Here is a 16,390-nt window from a genome sequence, read left to right on the forward strand (position 1 = left end):
CGAAAATGATTCCCCGCTTTGCGTCTTGAAGCAAGCTCAGAGGTCGTGCTGAACAGGATATTTGTCATGCGGCATGATATGCTGCCAGCCGATCTGGCGACTTGTATTTATGATCACCGGTGCCTGAAGGTTGACCGACATGGTATAGCCCTGGTCATTGCCGGTTGGACGCACGGTCACGATCAGAAGGATCGCTAGGTCCTCTTCTGGTATGGCAAGGCTTTGCGCGGCGCGTTCAATATCTGCGGCATCATAAATCCCGCTTTCGGGATTGTAAGGTGCGATTATGAAGGATAGGTCGGCGTCCGTCAGGCTTTGATAAAGTTTGAACTGGTCCAGGCTTTTGCCCGGAATATTGGCCAGACCAAAAACATGCTGGTCGGTAAAGCCCAGCAGGCCGACCGGCATATAAATCGCCTTGTCCCAGATAAATTCGATGTCACCAAACCGGGTTTCAACAAGAATCGATTTGGGTACGCTGGCTTCATCAATTGGCTGATTGGTCATTTCCTGTGGTCTTTCCCCAATGTAACACCCTGGACATGTGATGTCTGATGGCAGCATCGTCAAGTTTGGGTGTTTTTTCCATGTTTTATATCAAGGTTTAACGTAGATAATTTACCAGTGAGTTTTCGGAAGACTTGGAGATCGTCAGGAAACTGGCCTGAAGGGCCGTATTGTATTGCTCAAGCTCTGCCAGGGTCAAAGGAACATCGACATTTTCGATGTCAGAAATCGCATTGTTGGCGAAGACTGCGAAATCTTGATGCTGTGTTTCAATAGTCTCGACGTTTTTGACGTCGATCCCGATTTTCGATGTCACGTTGGGAAGGTTTTCAATTGCAAAATTGATGTGACCTAGTGCCATCTTTAGCGAGTCTTCATCTGTTGTGGTCGAGACGATTCTCAAGCTGGCAATCAGGCTGGCGAATGCCGGGTCATCGGCACGTACCCCATAATTGACGGAATATTCTTCGTCCACACGGGCCGCAAGTCGTTTCTGGTCGCCCTGATAATAGCCTGTTTCAGCGCTAAGTGCTGGATTGTGTGACAAGCCATCGAGCAGATTGCCGCCTCCGGTTTCTGCGATCGACATAGCGTTGCCAGAAAAGTCCTCAATCACCAGTCGATAGTTATTCGAGTCAGGATCCTGTCGCACTGTTGCAATGGCCGGTGGCGGCGAAAGCTGGTTGATCTGGTTTGCAAGATCTTTGATGGTGTCGGTCGGCGAATATGTCACCGTTTGTCCATTAATGTCGAGGCTGCCTGCGGTTGAGACCCCCAGTGAATCGAGTGTCGCAGTGTCAGAACCAGTAAATTTGGCAAAGTAAGTATCTGGAACGGGCGTATTGTCAAAACTGACAGGAGCGGTGTCAGTCGTCGCTCCGCCAAACAAAAATCGACCATCAAGTGTGGAATTTAGCAGAGATTGCACCTGATTAAGGGCCTGGCGGGCCTCTTCATCAATATTGAGGTCGTCAGCCTGAGAGTTGCTCAGCCCTTGCAGCAGCAGTGTTTTCATACGTGTGGCAATATCAGACATGGAGTCGGTCGCCGACTCCATATTCTGCAGACGCAGTTTTACCTGGGTGATATTGTTCAGATATTGGTCATTGCGCGTCAATGAGCCTTCAAGGTTCAAAAGCTGTTGCGCATCATTGGCAATACCTGAATAGCTGCGCGACTTGTACCCGCTGGCAGCCTGATTGCTCAGTTCCGTGTATTTGGATGCATTGCTCAGCGCCAGATTGCTAAGCAATGTGTGACTGGTAAAGGTTGCGACCCGGGTTACCATTTTAACTCTCCATTACTCGCGGTATCTTAAACCGCATTCAGCAATGCATCAAACAATTCATCAACGGTCGAAATCACCTTGGCCGAAGCGGAATAAGCCCGCTGGAAGATGATAAGGTCCGACATTTCCTCGTCAAGGTTAACGCCGGCTTCGTTCTGGATGCGTGTATCAAGGTCGGCTGCAAGGGCGGTCTGGAATTCGTTGTTGTCCGATGCTGCCGCGGCCTTGGTGGATGCTGTGCTGATGATGCTGGCAGCATAATCGATCAGCGACGTTTTTTCCGGTGACAGGCCGCCCGCAGCACTAAAGCCGATATCGGTACGCGACAGGGCACCGGCAAGGCTTGCCGCCGACGAGTTGTCACCTTCGCGAATGCCATAAGGCACCCCAAGGCCGAGCGTTTCAACCAGGCTGGTCTGGCCTGCACCGGCGGCGGGCATGGTGGCGAAGTTATCGGTGATATACATCGAATCACCATCGGCATCCTGTACGCGCAGCTTGTAGGTGCCTGCTGCGCCATCAAAATAGACCTCGGCATTGATGTTATTATCGGTCAGCGTTGAATCGGCATTGATGCGTGCCGCAATCGAATTCAGCGAGTCGGTGCTGCCATTGTAGGAGATCGGCACCGTGCCAAACGAACCGACGATGTTAAGTGTATAATTCGTGCCCGCTGGTGCCGGCGGCGATGCCGGTGTGCCGAGCCCGGCAATCGATGCCGAGGGATCAGCAATCGTCACGCCACCAGTGCCGGTTTTTGATTCATAAACATCGGCATTGAGCGTGCCGCGCGACAGGCGCGACGGATCGTTCAGAATGTCGTGCGACACCGTCATGCTGCCAGCCAGGTTGGGCTGGTCTTCGCTCAGGCCGATTTTGGATGACAGATTGCCGGTATCGGTCGCCATCATGTTGGCATCATTGGCAATCACCAGGCGCGAACGATCGCCATCGGTGGCAACATAAACCATGTTTGATGCCTGCTCGGCCGTGAGGCCAAGGGCACCGGTCAATTGCGCGCGCAGCTTGTTCTGGATTGTTGTCAGGCTGTCGGAATTGGCATAGGTGATCGAAAGCGGTGTCGCCGAAAGGGCGCCACTACCGGCAGAAAAGGTCAGCGTGCCCGAAACACCCAGCGCGCTGGTGGCATCGGCCTGCGGGTCCGATGTCATGGTGCGGGAATTTTTTGCCGTAGTGAACAGGTCGTTCAGGCCAAAATAGTGCGACAGGCCCTGGGTGCGGCCGTCGCTTAATGTCACCGCGCTATCAAGTTCGTTTACGGCAACGCGGTTGCCGTTCTTGCCTTCAATCACCAGGCGGCCATCGGCAATTCTTGCCTGCAGGTCGCCCGACGCGCTTGATGAATTGATTGCGGAAACCAGATCATTGACCGTCGCCGGGCTGGGTAGGGCGGAAAGGTCGATGTCGGAATAGCTGACAATCTCGCCAGCCGAATCAAGGGCGGCCACACGGAAGGTGCCGGTGCCCGAAAAAATATCCGTACCTTCGATCTGGCGCGAACCGGTCAGGTTGGTTGGCGGTGGGAAGGCGGTGCCTTTATTGTGTTCGGCATTGATGGCGTCACGCAACTGGGTTGCCAGCTCGTTAACCTGGTCGGCAAGTTGCGGCAGATCCTGGTCGCGCATGTCGATCAGGCCGCGCAGGGTGCCGGTCTTGATTTCATCGGTAATATCAACGCCATCAAGCGTAATGCCCGAACCGCTGGAGCCCGGTTCGTAACCGGCTGTTGGCGTAAAGGTCAGTGTCACCGGGCTGCGGTCAAGCAGCGGGCGCGAGCCGTTGGCGGTGAAAATGACCATCGAGCCATCATCGCGGGTATAGGTCGACGTATTGATGATTTTGGAGAGCGCGTTGACCTTCTGGTCGCGCTGGTCGCGCAGTTCGGTGGTCGGCTGGTCAATATTGCCCAGTCGAACGATATCGGTATTAAGCTTGGCAATCTGCGACAGAAGCTGGTTGGCTGAATTGATTTCCTGGCTGATGCTGTCATCGGCATCGCTTCGCAGGGTCTGGATCTGATCGGACAGTTTGCTAAAAGAATCAACAAGCTGCGTTGCCGCGGCCAGAACCTGCACCTTGGGCGAGTTCTGTTCTGGCGTGCTGTTAAGCTGTTCAAAGGCATCGGACAGGTCACTGATGCGCTGGCTGATGGCCGAGTTCGATTGCGGTGTACCAAACAGGACCTGAACGCGCTGGTAAAATTCGTCACGGACTTCGGCCGCACCGGCTTTGCCCAGCTCGCCACGCAGTTCGGATTGCAGGCCCGCATTCACGTTACGGGTGACATCGCCGATCTGAACGCCAGCACCCTGACCATTCAGGGTCAGCGCTTCCTGACCGGCAATCTTGCGCGAATAGCCGACCGTATTGACGTTGGCAATATTCGACGACGTGATTGAAATGCGCGATTGCGCCGTGTTCAATCCGGTAATTGCTGAATTAAGGGCCTGTGTCAGTGACATGGTTTTTCCCCTGGGCCTTAAAACGTTTCGTTCAGGCTGATCGACAGGCTGCCGCGGTTTTTGCTGGTGCTGTAACCGCGCCCGGCCGGGCTGTTCACATAACCACCACGGTTATAGGTCGTAACCTGTTCATTCGCGCGGGATTTAACTGCTTTGACGATGGTGTCGATCATGCGCTGGTTGGTGATTTCGGCGGCTTTCAGGGCGCGCATATTGCGTTTTGCCGCTTCCTGAAATCGTGCCTGCAACTCGCGCAGTTCGGCTTTTTCATCTTCGGGCATGGATTTAAGGTCATCGCCGCGGGTGCGCAGTTCCTGAACCAGTTGTTCATACTGCATCGACAGGGCAGATTTTTCCGATACGAACCGGTCATATTCTGCCGTGTCGAGCGTCCGCATCCCTTCGGTTTCGCGTTCCAGCAGCGAAATCAGGTCAAAAGTGACGCTTTTCAGCTCAATTACCATCTGTTCCGTCGTCATGATATCAGGCTCCCTGCGTCTTGAGGATTTCGCGTGTAACGGCATCTGCAATTCCCACGCCACCTGCGCTGGTCATTTTCTGCGCATACTGGTCAACCAGCATGGAACGGAACATCGTTTCGCCGTGACCACCGCCAAAATTGGGGTCGGTTTCGATGCCGGCAAACATGTGGCTCAGCATCTGGGAAAGAAACATGCTTTCAAATTTCTTGCCGGCTTCCTGGGCTGCTGCCAGGGTTTTCTGTTTGCCCGCACCCAGGGTGCTGGCTTCCGAGGCAATGGAGGATGCCCGGCTGGCCTGGGCGCTGATTTGTGCCTGCGCCATCAAAGCGCTGGAGCCATCGATCATCATTACATCACCTCGATTTCGGCCTGCAGGGCACCAGAAGCCTTGATGGCCTGCAAAATTGTGATCATGTCGCGCGGGCCAACACCCAGGCTGTTAAGGCCCCCCACCAGTTCCTGAAGCGTCACACCGGTATCAAGAATGCCCAGCTTCTTGTCTGCGCCTTCATCAACCTGCACATCGGTACGCGGGACGGTGGTGGTCGTACCCCCTTGCGAAAACGGTGCCGGCTGGGAAACCTGCGGGGTTTCGGTAACCCGGATCGTCAGGTTGCCCTGGGCAATGGCAACGCGGTTGATGCGAACATTTTCACCCATGACAATGGTGCCGGTGGATTCATCAATAATCACTTTGGCAATCTGGTCGGGCTCAACACGCAACTGTTCAATATCGGTCAGCAGGGCAACGACGTTTTTCTGGTAACGGTCCGGCACGCTCAGGCGTACGGTGCCCGGGTCACTGGGGCGGGCTGCCACTTCACCCAGATAGGCATTGACCGCATTGGAAATACGGCGCGCGGTGGTGAAATCCGGGTTGCGAAGCACAATCGACATCGTGTTCATCGCATTGAGGTTAAAGTCGATTTCACGTTCAATGATGGCGCCGTTGGCAATGCGCGCTGCGGTCGGTACACCCTTGACCACGGTCTGGGCATTGCCCTGCGCGCTAAAGCCACCCACGGCAACCGGGCCCTGTGCAACGGCGTAAACTTCGCCGTCAGCACCCACCAGCGGTGTCACCAGAAGGGTCCCGCCCTGCAGGCTTTTGGCCGTGCCAATGGCGCTGATATTAACATCAATTTTCGACCCCTGGCGGGAAAACGGCGGCAGGGTGCTGGTCACCATCACAGCGGCGATATTGTCGGAATCAAGGTTTTCGATCTGGTCACGCACGTTGATACCCAGGCGTTCAAGCATGGCAACCATGCTCTGGCGGGTAAATTCGGCGTCTTTCAAATCATCGCCTGTGCCATTCAGGCCAACAACAAGACCATAACCAACCAGCATGTTGTCACGCACGCCTTCAAAATCTGCGATATCCTTGATGCGCGACTGTGCATGGGCTGCCGATATCGGGGCCAGGGCGAAAATGCCCAGTGCCGCGATAACCGCTGCCTGAAGTGCAAATTTGCCAAGACGCTTGATCATGGTGGTTGTTCCGCTGTGTCTGTGGCGAAAAAATCGCCGGTTAACTCGTGTGGCATCCAAAGACCGATGCCTGCGTCAGGGAATAAGCGAAAAGCGTGCCAGTCGAAGACTCTCAAGGCCTGCATGCGACTGGTTTTTGAATCTTTCTTGCAAAAACATCCGTTTATTGGTGTCTGGTTGCAGATTTGCGCATGCGGGGCGGGCTACCCGGCATTTTTTTCCGGTTGCCCAAGCCGCCTGTTTCAGGAAGACTCGACAAAGTCCCGATTTGGCGCCAGATAGGGGATATAAACGGATTTATGCCCGGCATCCCATTGCTGGCATATGTAGTGGCGCGGAACGCATAGCAAGGCAGTAGACACAATGAAGGTTAGCGGATCAAAAGGCACCACATCGGGTGCATCGACACGCAAGGCTTCGGGCACGGGTGGCTCAGACCAGGGTTTTGCCAATGCCATGCGTTCAAGCGGGCAGGGGCCGGAACGCGCAGCTAGCGCGGGCGGACTGCATGCACCGTCATCTGTCAGCGCTCTGGATGCGCTGCTGGCACTGCAACAAAGTGGTGATGCGCTGGATTCTCCGCGCAAGCGTTCTGTCGCCCGGGCCAAAACCCTGCTGGACCAGCTTGACCGTGTGCGTAACGCCCTGTTGGGCGGTGGTCTGCCGGCGTCGCAATTGGCGCAACTGGTTGATGTGGTGGGAAAACAGCGCGAAGAAATCGATGATCCAGCCCTGGCCGAGGTTCTAGATGAAATAGAACTGCGCGCACGGGTTGAATTAGCGAAGCTGGATGTTGCCGGTTTGCGTTAGTTGTGGCAAATGCGCATATATGTTTGAATTTACAAGATTTTTCCGGGTTATTTCGATTAATTTGGCGAAATTGTTCAATCAGCTTGCGCCCATAGGCTGCGACCTCTATATTCCCGCGCGATCGGTGAGTCCTGTATAGAGGGCATACATGACTATCACGTTACCACCTGACTATCGTCCCGCCGAGGACGAAGAGTTCATGAATCCGCGTCAGCGGGAATATTTCCGTCAGAAGCTTTTGGCCTGGCGGGCAGAACTTTTGCACGAATCTTCAGAAACACTGGCAAATCTTCAGGACGGAGGATTGCAAGAACCCGATCTTACTGACCGCGCTTCTGCGGAGACTGAGCGGGCACTTGAGCTGCGGACGCGTGACCGTGCGCGCAAGCTGATCTCCAAGATTGACGCCGCTCTGCGCCGTATTGAAGACGGTTCCTATGGTTACTGCGAAGAAACTGACGAACCGATCAGCCTTAAACGACTAGAAGCCCGTCCGATTGCGACCCTGAGCATCGAAGCCCAGGAACGCCATGAGCGGATGGAGCGCACGCGGCGCGACGACTAAGCGCGGCGGTAAAAAAAATATACGGCACAAGACGGGATCTAAAAGCAATCTCGCGGCCGAAGAAATTTGTTTCTTGTGGGAGAAACGCAATAACGGGGATACCCAGAAACGGGATCGGCCCAATCGGGCCGGTCCCTTTTTCTTTGTCTGGCGGTTGTCGCGGGCACATTTACGGTTTCCCCCTTCCCATTTGCCAGTCAGAAATGGCCTCAAACGCAAAACCGGCCGGCAATTGCTTGCCAGCCGGTCGTCGGGGCGGGCAACATTGCCCGTCTGCGGAACCCCGAAGCCTGTGCGTACAAATCAGAAGGGCAGCAGAATATCCATGATCTCGCTGCCATAGCGCGGCTGCTGCACATCGGAAATGGTGCCGCGTCCGCCATAGGAAATGCGGGCCTCGGCAATTTTGTCATAGGAAACCGTGTTGGTCGACGTGATGTCGGCCGCGCGGATCACACCGGCAACCTGCACTTCACGGACTTCGGCATTCACCCGGATTTCCTGGCGGCCATGAATGACATAGTTGCCGTTGGGCAGAATCTGCACAATGATCGCCGCAACCTTAAGATCGATGGTTTCGTTACGGTCCAGCGTGCCGCCGCCCGAATTTGACGAATTGCTGTCGATGTTAAACAGGTTCGACGGGTCAATCGTTTCAGGCAAAACCTTGGTAAACTGGGTTTCAAGGCCCAGAAGCGACGGAACACCCATATCTTCCGAATTCCGGCGGGTGCGCGCGGTGGTGTTTGCCAGTTCGGCCTTGTCATCAATCGCGATGCTGACCGTCAGGATATCCCCGACCTGGCTTGCGCGCTGATCCTTGAAGAAGGATCGTGCACCCGTACGCCAAAGCGAGTTGGGGTTGTTTTCGGCCACTTGCGGGGCAGGCATCGGCATGCTGACCGGGCGATAGCCGGGCGATTGCGTCGGGTTATTGATGCCTGATAATTTCGGCGGTTCGCCTACTTCCGAAAGACGGCGCATGGTATTGCAGCCCGAAAGCAGGGCCGTCGCACAAATCAGCGAAACAGTCACCGCCATTTTGGGGAAACTGCCAAGGCGCCGGGTTAGCGCCGCCTGATGTGGTTTTATATAGGTCATTTTATCCTCCTGGGTTCCGCACCCTTTAACTAGCAACCTTCGTGCCAGTTATGCGGAGGTATGGACGGCAAAGCTTGCCGGGGTGCGATGTGCCGCGAACCCTCTGAAATGACGCAGTGTTTTTTGCGGCACTGGCAGGATTCCGGTCAGCAGGACGCAAGAAAGATGGCTGAACATGCGGTGGTATTAGACGATGGCCCCTGGTGGGGGCCACCTGCGGCAATAAATGCCAGTCAGTCTCTGCCGGGCTAAGCGATGCACCGAGCGGGCTTTATTTTACAGTGATGTTGACACCAACTACACCAGCCAATTGCCCGGCTGTTATGGGGTAACTCCCATGGCGCGGGCGATGAGGGTAAAATCATTCGTGCTTAATTTACGTTTTGACCCGCGAAGGACAATACCCCAGTTCGCACCCCGCCCACGGGTAAGTTCCAGCTGGTCCAGCAGCGGGCGGATGGGGGCGGGCTGCGCGCTGATTACATATTCCGCATCAACGCGATGGGGATGAAACCCCATTAACTGATCGGCCTGATAGGGTGCCGCCGAGGTGATTTGGCCGATGATGGTGAAGGCCTGTATGGTTTCACCACCGTCGATCCGTTCTTTCGGGGAATAATAAACAATCCAGTCGCCCTGTTTCAGGCCGCTGATGGCGGAACGTTTTCCGTGACCCAACTGGGCAAACCCGCCATCCCGTCCGGCCCGTGCATGTTGGGCGCAGGCAACCCCCATCCAGTAATCTGTCATCTCAGTTCGCCGGGGTGACGGCTGTGTGCGCCGTAATCGTATAGCCAAACGGATCACAAAAGGCGAAATAGCGGCCAAAAGGCCCGTCCTTTGGCGGAAAGACGATTTTAATGCCGTCTTTAACCAGTTCCGCATGCAGGGCATCGGCATCATCGCAGGCAAACCATAATGCAATGCCAGCGCCCAGATGGTCGCTGGCCGAACTTAAATCCATGACCGGTGTGCGAACGGCAAAGGGCACCGGTTTGCTGTCAAACACAACGGCACCGGGCGGTCCGGACATAACTGGCAGGCCCAGCTTGCCATGATAAAAATCCCGCGCCGCATCCAGGTCTTCGGCCTGAATGCCGACAAAATCAATACCGGTAAGAGTTGCCATGTTTTTTCGGCCCTTGCTATAAGTGAATATCAGCTACCTGATATAATATAAGGAACCTTATATGTCAAAGCAAGAGAGTCTGGAACGCTCGCTGGGCTATAACCTGAAAAGAACCCAGCACCGTCTGCGCCGCCGCATGGACGAAGCGTTAAAGGCCTGTGGTCTTTCAACGGCACAAAATGCCGTGCTGGCAGCGCTGAAAGCGCAACCGGATATGACAAATGCGGATCTGGCAAATGCGGCTTTCATCACCCCGCAATCCATGCAGTCGGTTCTGGCCGGGCTGGAGGCGGCGGGTTATGTCGTCCGTCGGCAGGATGATCATCACGGGCGCCGCCAACTGGCCCGTTTAACCCAGGCAGGCGAGGAAATGGCGCAAAAGGGCAAGCAGGCGATCCTGCAGGTCGAGGAAGCATTGGCAAATGCCGTGTCGCCGCTAAGTGAGAATGAAGCGCTTGCGCTGCTTCATCGCCTGCAAAATGCTTTGGATTAAGGGATTGGCGGCCAAAGGAAGGTGCTAGGGCACGCTGTCTGGTGCGTGCTTGCGACGGGAAAAGCGCGTATAGGAGGCGTTATTCGGGAATTACTGGCTCATGGCCGGAATGGCGCGGACATCATTTTCGGCAGTAACTTCGACCTGAACGGTCTTGTTGCTTTGCAAATTCACCACCCGGATCACGTCGCCTAGCGACCCGTTTTCAAGCGCCTTGCCCCGTGCCGTTAACGACATATTGGCTGTTTCCAGCCGGATCGTCACCAGTGCACCGCGTTTAACCAGAATGGGGGCGGTGAAATCGCGATTAAGCAGCGGTTCACCCGGGCCGATGCTGCGGCGGACTTCCTTGCCAATCACATCATCCGGGTCCCGCAGGACATTGGCCTGTACCCGGTCAGACCGGAAATCGCGCATTTCAACCTGGTCAGGGCGCACGATATCGCCACGGCGAACCGGGTCAACCAGCACGGGCACCTGTTCAAGCGGGAAATAACGGCCATTCATGCGATAGGTTCGTTGCGAACTGGTGCCGCGCCCGGTGGTAACATCGGCAATAAAACGCCCGGTACGACGATTGACATTCATCCCGGTAATTTCGACCTGGGCTGGTGCATCTACCGGTAGGTCAATGCGAAAGGTTTCGCCGCCCATATCCACGGCAAAAGGTGCCGGGATGCCGTTTTGCGACAGGGCATCATGGATTGCATCGGAAATTTCTTCGATACCAATCGTCTGGCTGTCACGGGTTACGATGATCTGGTCTGCGGTGGTGCGGGGCCGCCAGTTAACTTTGTAGCGCTGGGCAATTCCTGCCAGCCAGCGATAATCAAGCACGGCCTGCTGGCCCGGCTGGGGCGCATGTGCCACGGCAACATTTTCCTGCTCGACCGAAAGGCCGCTGAAAAGATCGCCCAATGTAACATAGGCACCCTCGACATGGGCCTGCGGACGCAAAAGAACATCCATTTCCTGTGCCTGCCCGTTTCCGGGCAGCAGGAAAATCACGACCAGTGCAAGGGCGGCAACAATATTTCGTATCATCATGCCCATGATGTTAGCACCAAAAGACCAATGACCGGTAAAGCAATTCGCAAATTTGCCTGCACCAAAAACCTGCCCGTTTCCCCGAATGGCTATTCGGGGGAATATTGGATGCGCAAAGCCCTGACCCGTTGGGGTTATCGCGGGCTTAATGCCGGGGCTTAACGCAGGTTACTGATTGCGCTCATCATTTCGTCGGTGGTCGAAATGGATTTGGAATTCATTTCATAGGCGCGCTGGGCCTTGATCAGGTTGGTAATTTCCTGAACCACGTTAACGTTTGATGATTCAAGATAGCCCTGCAACAGTTTGCCAAACCCAACCGAACCAGCGGTGCCGGTCGTCGGCGTGCCCGATGCATCGGTTTCAAGAAACAGGTTGTCGCCAAGGGCGTCCATCCCTGCCGGGTTGATGAAGGTGGCAAGCTGGATCTGGCCCAAATTCTGCGGGGCAACCTGGCCATCGATTTCGGCGTAAACTTCGCCAGAGCCGTTAATGGTGATCGATGTTGCGTTGTTGGGCACGGTAATACCCGGCTGAATGGCATACCCATCCTTCGTCACGATCTGGCCGTTGGCATCAAGTTTGAACGTACCGTCGCGGGTATAGGCGGTTTCGCCACTGGGCAGGTCAACCTGAAAATACCCACGGCCCTGCAGGGCAACGTCAAGTTCGTTTTCCGTCAGGGTCGCACTGCCCTGGCCCATATAACGGCCAATTGCGGCTGTTTTCACACCCATACCCACCTGCACACCGACAGGCACAATCGTACCCGTATCCGATGACGGCGAACCCGCCCGGCGCAGGTCCTGATACAGCAGGTCCTGGAATTCGGCGCGCTGGCGCTTGTAGCCGGTGGTGGTCATATTGGCGATGTTGTTTGATGTCACATCCACGTTGGTGGATTGTGCCATCATGCCCAGGGCTCCAATATCGAGTGACCGCATTTTTGTCTCCTCATCTCGCGCTCGGTTGCGCTGTCTTAACGGCCGGCTTAAGGGCTGGCCAATCTGGTTATGTCAGGCGGTGCGAAACTCAGGCGCGCACATCGCCAAGTTTGCTGATCATGTCGCGCTGACGCTGGTTTTCGTTTTCAACGGTTTTGGTAACCGACTGATAGGTGCGAAGAACGTCGATCATTTCGACCATTGCCTTGATCGGATTGACGTTGGATTTTTCAAGCGTTCCCTGCACAACACCCGGGCTTTCAACGGCCTGGGGCCGCTGGTCGGTGTTATAAAGCGATGATCCCTCAGGCTTTAACTGCTGGACATTGTCAAAGGTCGAAACCGCAAGTTTGCCAACCTGGCCCACATCGGTTGAAACCGTGCCATCACCGGCAATGGTTACCCGTGTATCAGCCTGCCCGAAAAACAGGGGCTGGCCCGCATCGGTCAGCACCGGGTAGCCTTCGGATGTGATAAGCTGCCCGCCGGGATCAAGCGAGAAATTGCCGTTGCGCGTGTAGCGCACGCCATTGGGCGTATCGATGGAAAAATACATGTCGGGTTTGCTCAGTGCGACGTCAAAATCCCGTTCGGTCCGCTCAAGGTTGCCAACCGTGGTGTCGCGATACTGCCCGATATCCTGCACCAGTGCGATCTTGCGTTCACCGCGGAAAGGGGCGTCCTTGTTGGCTGCCATCCAGTCGGTAAACATCATGTTCTGCTGTTTGTAGCCGTTGGTATCCATGTTCGCCAGGTTCTGCGTGATGGTGTCCATCTTGCTGCGCAGAACACGCTGGCGCGACAGTGCGATATAGGATGTATTTTCCATCTGGCTCTAATCCCGGTTACAGGCAAAATTGGTTGCCAGCTTCAATGCGAATGGCGTGCCAAATTTGATAAATACATAAAAATAAACACTTTATTCCCGTTGGGTAAAAGTTGCCCCGTATCACAAGGTTGGCAGGCGGCAAGAAACGCCCGGGCTGAATTGGTAAAGAAAAGGCCAGTTGCGCGCGGCGTGGTTGATGTTGGCTGCTTTGCGATTTTGCAGGGGAGGTAGGCGCTTGGGCAGGGGTGTTTAACTGTGATATTCGCCTGATTTCTGCTTTCGATATTATCTATGGCATAATTCAGCGCCGGTTTTACCACTTGGTCAGTCGGCGGGCGCGTGCGGATGCGGGTTAAATCTGTATAATTTGTGCAAACTGGCAGTCTTTTTGCAAAGCACCGGGTGAATTGCTGGTATTGCGCAATTTTGATCCCAAATGTTAAAGGGGTTTGCGCCACAACCGGCCTGTAAAATCAGGCAGCTACGCGCGGCTTGCGGGTCGGGCTGGTGTTGTCGATTGGCAGCACAGCGGCTATTGTGGGGCAACGGAATGTTAACGTGGCCGGGTTAATGCTGTCAGGCTGGTGACTTTTTGATGGGAAACCGGCCTTGGGCAAGGCTGTGTAGGGCAGGCAGGACACGCAGATGGGTGACGACGTCGACGAAATTGAAGAAGAAGGCGGTGGCAAGGGCGGCAGTAAAAAGCTGCTGATTGTGATTGTCCTTTTGGTTCTGCTGCTGGTGGGGGGCGCTGCGGCGGCCTATTTCACCGGGTTGATGCAGCCGGTTATTGATATGGTGCTGGGTGGCGACAGCCAGACCACCGAAGAACAGGCACCTGACCAGTCGATTGAACAGGCGCCGGGTGTGCCCGAAAATGTCGGCTTTGTGGATCTGCCGGAAATTCTGGTCAACCTGAATGCCGGCAGCGGCAAGCAAAGCTATCTTAAAATCCGGGTCAGCCTGGAAGTGGCAGACCAGTTGAAGGTGCCCGAAGTTGAACAGATGATGCCGCGCATTGTCGACAATTTTCAGGTTTATCTTCGCGAATTGCGCCCGGAAGATCTTGCCGGGTCCGAAGGCATGTTCCGTCTGCGTGAAGAATTGCTGATCCGGGTAAGTGCGGCGGCAAAGCCAGCAAAAATTAACGACGTCCTGTTTAAGGAAATGCTGGTACAATAGGTTTTTGTACCGGCAGATTTGCGGATATTGAGCCTGGGATAAACGCCAATGGCCGACGAAGATGATGATGATGCACTAGCCGCCGAATGGGAAGCCATGGCAGGCGGTGGCGAGGATGGCGACGGCGGCGATGATATGGCCGCCGAATGGGAATCCATGCTTGGCGAAGATGGCGGCGAGGACGAAGACCTTGTCGGCCCCGGCTCTGCGCGTGTTCTTAACCAGGACGAAATCGACAGCCTTCTGGGTTTTGACGATGGCAGCGGGTCGGGCGACCAGTCCGGTATCCAGGCGATCATCAATTCCTCAATGGTGGCTTACGAACGTCTGCCGATGCTCGAAGTGGTCTTTGACCGCCTTGTGCGTATGATGTCGACCTCGCTTCGTAACTTCACCTCGGACAACGTCGAAGTCTCGCTTGATAATATTCTGTCGCTGCGTTTTGGCGATTATCTGAACTCGATCCCGCTGCCGGCCATGCTGGGTGTGTTCAAGGCCGAGGAATGGGATAACTACGGCCTTCTTACCGTTGATTCCGCGCTGATCTATTCGATCGTGGACGTGTTGTTGGGCGGGCGCCGCGGTACGGCGGCTATGCGTATTGAAGGCCGCCCCTATACCACGATTGAACGCAATCTGGTCGAACGCATGATCCATGTGGTTCTGGGCGATCTTTCCGCCGCGTTTGACCCGTTAAGCCCGGTTAATTTCCGGTTTGAACGCCTGGAAACCAACCCGCGTTTTGCCACCATTGCCCGTCATGCCAACGCGGCCATTGTCGCTAAATTGCGTATCGATATGGAAGATCGCGGCGGGCGGCTGGAACTTCTGATCCCCTATGCAACGCTGGAGCCGGTTCGTGAATTGCTGCTCCAGATGTTCATGGGTGAAAAGTTCGGCCGTGACTCGATCTGGGAAAACCACCTTGCCAACGAGTTGTGGCAGACGCATGTTAACCTGCTGGCTGTTCTGGATGAACAGGTCATGTCGCTGGGCGATGTGATCAATCTGGAGGTAGGGAACCGGATGTTGCTCAATACCGGGCCAACATCACCGGTGGAAGTACGGTGCGGGGATGTCGCCCTGTTTCGTGGTCTGATGGGGCGAAAAGGGGACCGAATCGCCATTCAGGTGCGGGAACGGGCGCGGAAAAACAAGGAGGAAACCAGCTGATGGATTTCGAGTTCTATCTCGATCTCCTGATGATTGTTTTGCTGTTGGCGACAATCATCTATGCGCTGATGCTTAATCGCAGGCTTGCTGCCTTTCGTCGCAATCGCGAGGAAATGGAGCAGTTCCTGTCGGCATTTAATGCCGCAACGGAACGCGCCGAGATTCTGATCCAGTCCTTGAAGGAAATGGCATCGCAAAGCGGGGACGCGTTGCGCGAGGATATCGAGCGGGCCACCGGCCTGCATGAGGACCTGTCCTTTATGGTTGACCGGGGCGATGCAATCGCCAATCGCCTGGAAAAGGCGGCAAGCGGCGCCAATGCCGCGCGCAAAGGCCCGGCAGCTTCTGCCGAGCCAGGCTTTGCCACAGGTGGTAACGCCGGTGTCGGGGCAAAGCCGCCGCTTGATGAACGTAATGATCGTGTCGGTATTGAAACCCGGGCCGAGGAACTTGCCGCCCGCATGGTGCGCGATACCGAAATGAAAAACAGCCGTAATGCCTATGAAGGTGGAGCCACCCGCAATGCGCCGATCGAAGATCGCGGGCCGTCGCTTTCCGCGCGTGAAGATCGCAGGGCAAATATCCTGGATGACGATGACGCCGATCAGGATGCCGGCCGGTCCGAAGCCGAACGGGAATTGCTTGCTGCGTTGCGATCGGTCAGATAACCGGGGCTGAAAGCCGGTTTTTGGGGAATTAAGTGGGGATTTGCGATACTGCCATGACATAAATAGCGGGCCTGTTTATTAAAACGGGCTTGTTCCAGGCATGATTGCGACCCATTTTTATATATAATGGGCCTGTGATCTGTGCAGGCAGTTTGTAAATATGGTTTTCAGGTCGCACCACAATGGGTGCTTTGAATT

20 protein-coding genes are annotated in these 16,390 nt (G+C 55.2%); 7 read left to right on the forward strand and 13 right to left on the reverse strand.

Features of this window, described 5'->3' with window-relative positions; genetic code table 11:
• Nucleotides 1-36: 36 nt before the first annotated feature.
• The 6 genes from fliW to CSC3H3_RS04135 all read right to left on the reverse strand — a co-directional run bounded on the left by fliW (nt 37) and on the right by CSC3H3_RS04135 (nt 6,251).
• Nucleotides 37-507, reverse strand: a complete 471-nt coding sequence (fliW, locus tag CSC3H3_RS04110) for a flagellar assembly protein FliW (RefSeq protein ID WP_157831823.1) — start codon at nt 505-507, stop codon at nt 37-39.
• Nucleotides 508-604: 97 nt separating this feature from the next.
• Nucleotides 605-1,795: a flagellar hook-associated protein FlgL gene (flgL, locus tag CSC3H3_RS04115; protein WP_101283897.1), complete on the reverse strand. Its 1,191-nt coding sequence runs from the start codon at nt 1,793-1,795 to the stop codon at nt 605-607.
• A 26-nt stretch (nt 1,796-1,821) separates the two neighbouring features.
• Nucleotides 1,822-4,278, reverse strand: a complete 2,457-nt coding sequence (flgK, locus tag CSC3H3_RS04120) for a flagellar hook-associated protein FlgK (protein ID WP_101283899.1) — start codon at nt 4,276-4,278, stop codon at nt 1,822-1,824.
• Between the two features lie 17 nt (nt 4,279-4,295).
• Nucleotides 4,296-4,757, reverse strand: a complete 462-nt coding sequence (locus tag CSC3H3_RS04125; RefSeq protein ID WP_101263915.1) for a hypothetical protein — start codon at nt 4,755-4,757, stop codon at nt 4,296-4,298.
• A 4-nt stretch (nt 4,758-4,761) separates the two neighbouring features.
• On the reverse strand, nt 4,762-5,109 hold the full coding sequence (locus tag CSC3H3_RS04130) for a rod-binding protein (protein WP_101283901.1): 348 nt from the start codon (nt 5,107-5,109) through the stop codon (nt 4,762-4,764).
• Nucleotides 5,109-6,251, reverse strand: coding sequence for a flagellar basal body P-ring protein FlgI (locus tag CSC3H3_RS04135; RefSeq protein ID WP_101283903.1), 1,143 nt, complete (start codon nt 6,249-6,251; stop codon nt 5,109-5,111). Before CSC3H3_RS04135 ends, CSC3H3_RS04130 begins: the two co-directional genes overlap by 1 nt.
• 363 nt (nt 6,252-6,614) lie before the next feature.
• Here CSC3H3_RS04135 and CSC3H3_RS04140 point away from each other — a divergent pair, with 363 nt between their 5' ends.
• On the forward strand, nt 6,615-7,061 hold the full coding sequence (locus CSC3H3_RS04140) for a flagellar assembly protein FliX (RefSeq protein ID WP_101263918.1): 447 nt from the start codon (nt 6,615-6,617) through the stop codon (nt 7,059-7,061).
• Between the two features lie 148 nt (nt 7,062-7,209).
• Nucleotides 7,210-7,626, forward strand: coding sequence for an RNA polymerase-binding protein DksA (gene dksA / locus CSC3H3_RS04145; RefSeq protein WP_073953569.1), 417 nt, complete (start codon nt 7,210-7,212; stop codon nt 7,624-7,626).
• 303 nt (nt 7,627-7,929) lie between these two features.
• Here the strand turns inward: dksA and flgH are convergent, their stop codons facing one another.
• The 3 genes from flgH to CSC3H3_RS04160 form a co-directional block, all read right to left on the reverse strand.
• Nucleotides 7,930-8,727, reverse strand: coding sequence for a flagellar basal body L-ring protein FlgH (flgH, locus tag CSC3H3_RS04150; protein ID WP_101283905.1), 798 nt, complete (start codon nt 8,725-8,727; stop codon nt 7,930-7,932).
• Between the two features lie 321 nt (nt 8,728-9,048).
• Nucleotides 9,049-9,477: an EVE domain-containing protein gene (locus tag CSC3H3_RS04155; RefSeq protein ID WP_101283907.1), complete on the reverse strand. Its 429-nt coding sequence runs from the start codon at nt 9,475-9,477 to the stop codon at nt 9,049-9,051.
• A 1-nt stretch (nt 9,478) separates the two neighbouring features.
• Nucleotides 9,479-9,856 (reverse strand): VOC family protein, encoded by a 378-nt coding sequence (locus tag CSC3H3_RS04160; protein WP_101283909.1) that lies wholly within the window; start codon nt 9,854-9,856, stop codon nt 9,479-9,481.
• 61 nt (nt 9,857-9,917) lie between these two features.
• Here CSC3H3_RS04160 and CSC3H3_RS04165 point away from each other — a divergent pair, with 61 nt between their 5' ends.
• Nucleotides 9,918-10,349, forward strand: coding sequence for a MarR family winged helix-turn-helix transcriptional regulator (locus CSC3H3_RS04165; protein WP_101283911.1), 432 nt, complete (start codon nt 9,918-9,920; stop codon nt 10,347-10,349).
• A gap of 90 nt (nt 10,350-10,439) precedes the next feature.
• On the opposite strand, the gene flgA is transcribed toward CSC3H3_RS04165, so the two are convergent.
• Nucleotides 10,440-11,396: a flagellar basal body P-ring formation chaperone FlgA gene (gene flgA, locus CSC3H3_RS04170; protein ID WP_101263924.1), complete on the reverse strand. Its 957-nt coding sequence runs from the start codon at nt 11,394-11,396 to the stop codon at nt 10,440-10,442.
• Nucleotides 11,397-11,423: 27 nt separating this feature from the next.
• Here flgA and CSC3H3_RS25080 point away from each other — a divergent pair, with 27 nt between their 5' ends.
• On the forward strand, nt 11,424-11,558 hold the full coding sequence (locus CSC3H3_RS25080; protein WP_281262537.1) for a hypothetical protein: 135 nt from the start codon (nt 11,424-11,426) through the stop codon (nt 11,556-11,558).
• Here the strand turns inward: CSC3H3_RS25080 and flgG are convergent.
• The 3 genes from flgG to CSC3H3_RS04185 form a co-directional block, all read right to left on the reverse strand.
• A complete protein-coding gene (gene flgG / locus CSC3H3_RS04175) occupies nt 11,555-12,340 on the reverse strand; it encodes a flagellar basal-body rod protein FlgG (RefSeq protein WP_101263925.1) in 786 nt (261 codons plus the stop codon). The genes CSC3H3_RS25080 and flgG overlap by 4 nt on opposite strands.
• A gap of 88 nt (nt 12,341-12,428) precedes the next feature.
• The gene (gene flgF / locus CSC3H3_RS04180) at nt 12,429-13,169 is read right to left on the reverse strand and encodes a flagellar basal-body rod protein FlgF (protein ID WP_101283915.1); all 741 of its coding nucleotides are present in this window, start codon (nt 13,167-13,169) and stop codon (nt 12,429-12,431) included.
• 41 nt (nt 13,170-13,210) lie between these two features.
• Entirely contained in the window at nt 13,211-13,627 is a 417-nt protein-coding gene (locus CSC3H3_RS04185; protein ID WP_101283917.1) for a hypothetical protein, read from the reverse strand.
• Nucleotides 13,628-13,814: 187 nt separating this feature from the next.
• Between CSC3H3_RS04185 and CSC3H3_RS04190 the strand changes: the two genes are divergently transcribed.
• The 3 genes from CSC3H3_RS04190 to CSC3H3_RS04200 are packed head-to-tail and all read left to right on the forward strand — an operon-like array spanning nt 13,815 to nt 16,192.
• Entirely contained in the window at nt 13,815-14,351 is a 537-nt protein-coding gene (locus CSC3H3_RS04190; RefSeq protein WP_101263927.1) for a flagellar basal body-associated FliL family protein, read from the forward strand.
• Nucleotides 14,352-14,399: 48 nt separating this feature from the next.
• A complete protein-coding gene (fliM, locus tag CSC3H3_RS04195; RefSeq protein WP_101263928.1) occupies nt 14,400-15,524 on the forward strand; it encodes a flagellar motor switch protein FliM in 1,125 nt (374 codons plus the stop codon).
• Nucleotides 15,524-16,192 (forward strand): DUF6468 domain-containing protein, encoded by a 669-nt coding sequence (locus tag CSC3H3_RS04200; protein WP_101283919.1) that lies wholly within the window; start codon nt 15,524-15,526, stop codon nt 16,190-16,192. The genes fliM and CSC3H3_RS04200 overlap by 1 nt, the downstream gene beginning before the upstream one ends.
• Nucleotides 16,193-16,390: the final 198 nt, after the last annotated feature.

The organism is Thalassospira marina (genome assembly GCF_002844375.1).
GTDB lineage: Bacteria > Pseudomonadota > Alphaproteobacteria > Rhodospirillales > Thalassospiraceae > Thalassospira > Thalassospira marina.

Bases quoted from the DNA above. Each gene is read 5' to 3' on its own strand.
- fliW (WP_157831823.1), bottom strand. From the start codon at position 507: ATGACCAATCAGCCAATTGATGAAGCCAGCGTACCCAAATCGATTCTT.
- flgL (WP_101283897.1), bottom strand. From the start codon at position 1,795: ATGGTAACCCGGGTCGCAACCTTTACCAGTCACACATTGCTTAGCAAT.
- flgK (WP_101283899.1), bottom strand. From the start codon at position 4,278: ATGTCACTGACACAGGCCCTTAATTCAGCAATTACCGGATTGAACACG.
- CSC3H3_RS04125 (WP_101263915.1), bottom strand. From the start codon at position 4,757: ATGACGACGGAACAGATGGTAATTGAGCTGAAAAGCGTCACTTTTGAC.
- CSC3H3_RS04130 (WP_101283901.1), bottom strand. From the start codon at position 5,109: ATGATGATCGATGGCTCCAGCGCTTTGATGGCGCAGGCACAAATCAGC.
- CSC3H3_RS04135 (WP_101283903.1), bottom strand. From the start codon at position 6,251: ATGATCAAGCGTCTTGGCAAATTTGCACTTCAGGCAGCGGTTATCGCG.
- CSC3H3_RS04140 (WP_101263918.1), top strand. From the start codon at position 6,615: ATGAAGGTTAGCGGATCAAAAGGCACCACATCGGGTGCATCGACACGC.
- dksA (WP_073953569.1), top strand. From the start codon at position 7,210: ATGACTATCACGTTACCACCTGACTATCGTCCCGCCGAGGACGAAGAG.
- flgH (WP_101283905.1), bottom strand. From the start codon at position 8,727: ATGACCTATATAAAACCACATCAGGCGGCGCTAACCCGGCGCCTTGGC.
- CSC3H3_RS04155 (WP_101283907.1), bottom strand. From the start codon at position 9,477: ATGACAGATTACTGGATGGGGGTTGCCTGCGCCCAACATGCACGGGCC.
- CSC3H3_RS04160 (WP_101283909.1), bottom strand. From the start codon at position 9,856: ATGGCAACTCTTACCGGTATTGATTTTGTCGGCATTCAGGCCGAAGAC.
- CSC3H3_RS04165 (WP_101283911.1), top strand. From the start codon at position 9,918: ATGTCAAAGCAAGAGAGTCTGGAACGCTCGCTGGGCTATAACCTGAAA.
- flgA (WP_101263924.1), bottom strand. From the start codon at position 11,396: ATGATGATACGAAATATTGTTGCCGCCCTTGCACTGGTCGTGATTTTC.
- CSC3H3_RS25080 (WP_281262537.1), top strand. From the start codon at position 11,424: ATGACCGGTAAAGCAATTCGCAAATTTGCCTGCACCAAAAACCTGCCC.
- flgG (WP_101263925.1), bottom strand. From the start codon at position 12,340: ATGCGGTCACTCGATATTGGAGCCCTGGGCATGATGGCACAATCCACC.
- flgF (WP_101283915.1), bottom strand. From the start codon at position 13,169: ATGGAAAATACATCCTATATCGCACTGTCGCGCCAGCGTGTTCTGCGC.
- CSC3H3_RS04190 (WP_101263927.1), top strand. From the start codon at position 13,815: ATGGGTGACGACGTCGACGAAATTGAAGAAGAAGGCGGTGGCAAGGGC.
- fliM (WP_101263928.1), top strand. From the start codon at position 14,400: ATGGCCGACGAAGATGATGATGATGCACTAGCCGCCGAATGGGAAGCC.
- CSC3H3_RS04200 (WP_101283919.1), top strand. From the start codon at position 15,524: ATGGATTTCGAGTTCTATCTCGATCTCCTGATGATTGTTTTGCTGTTG.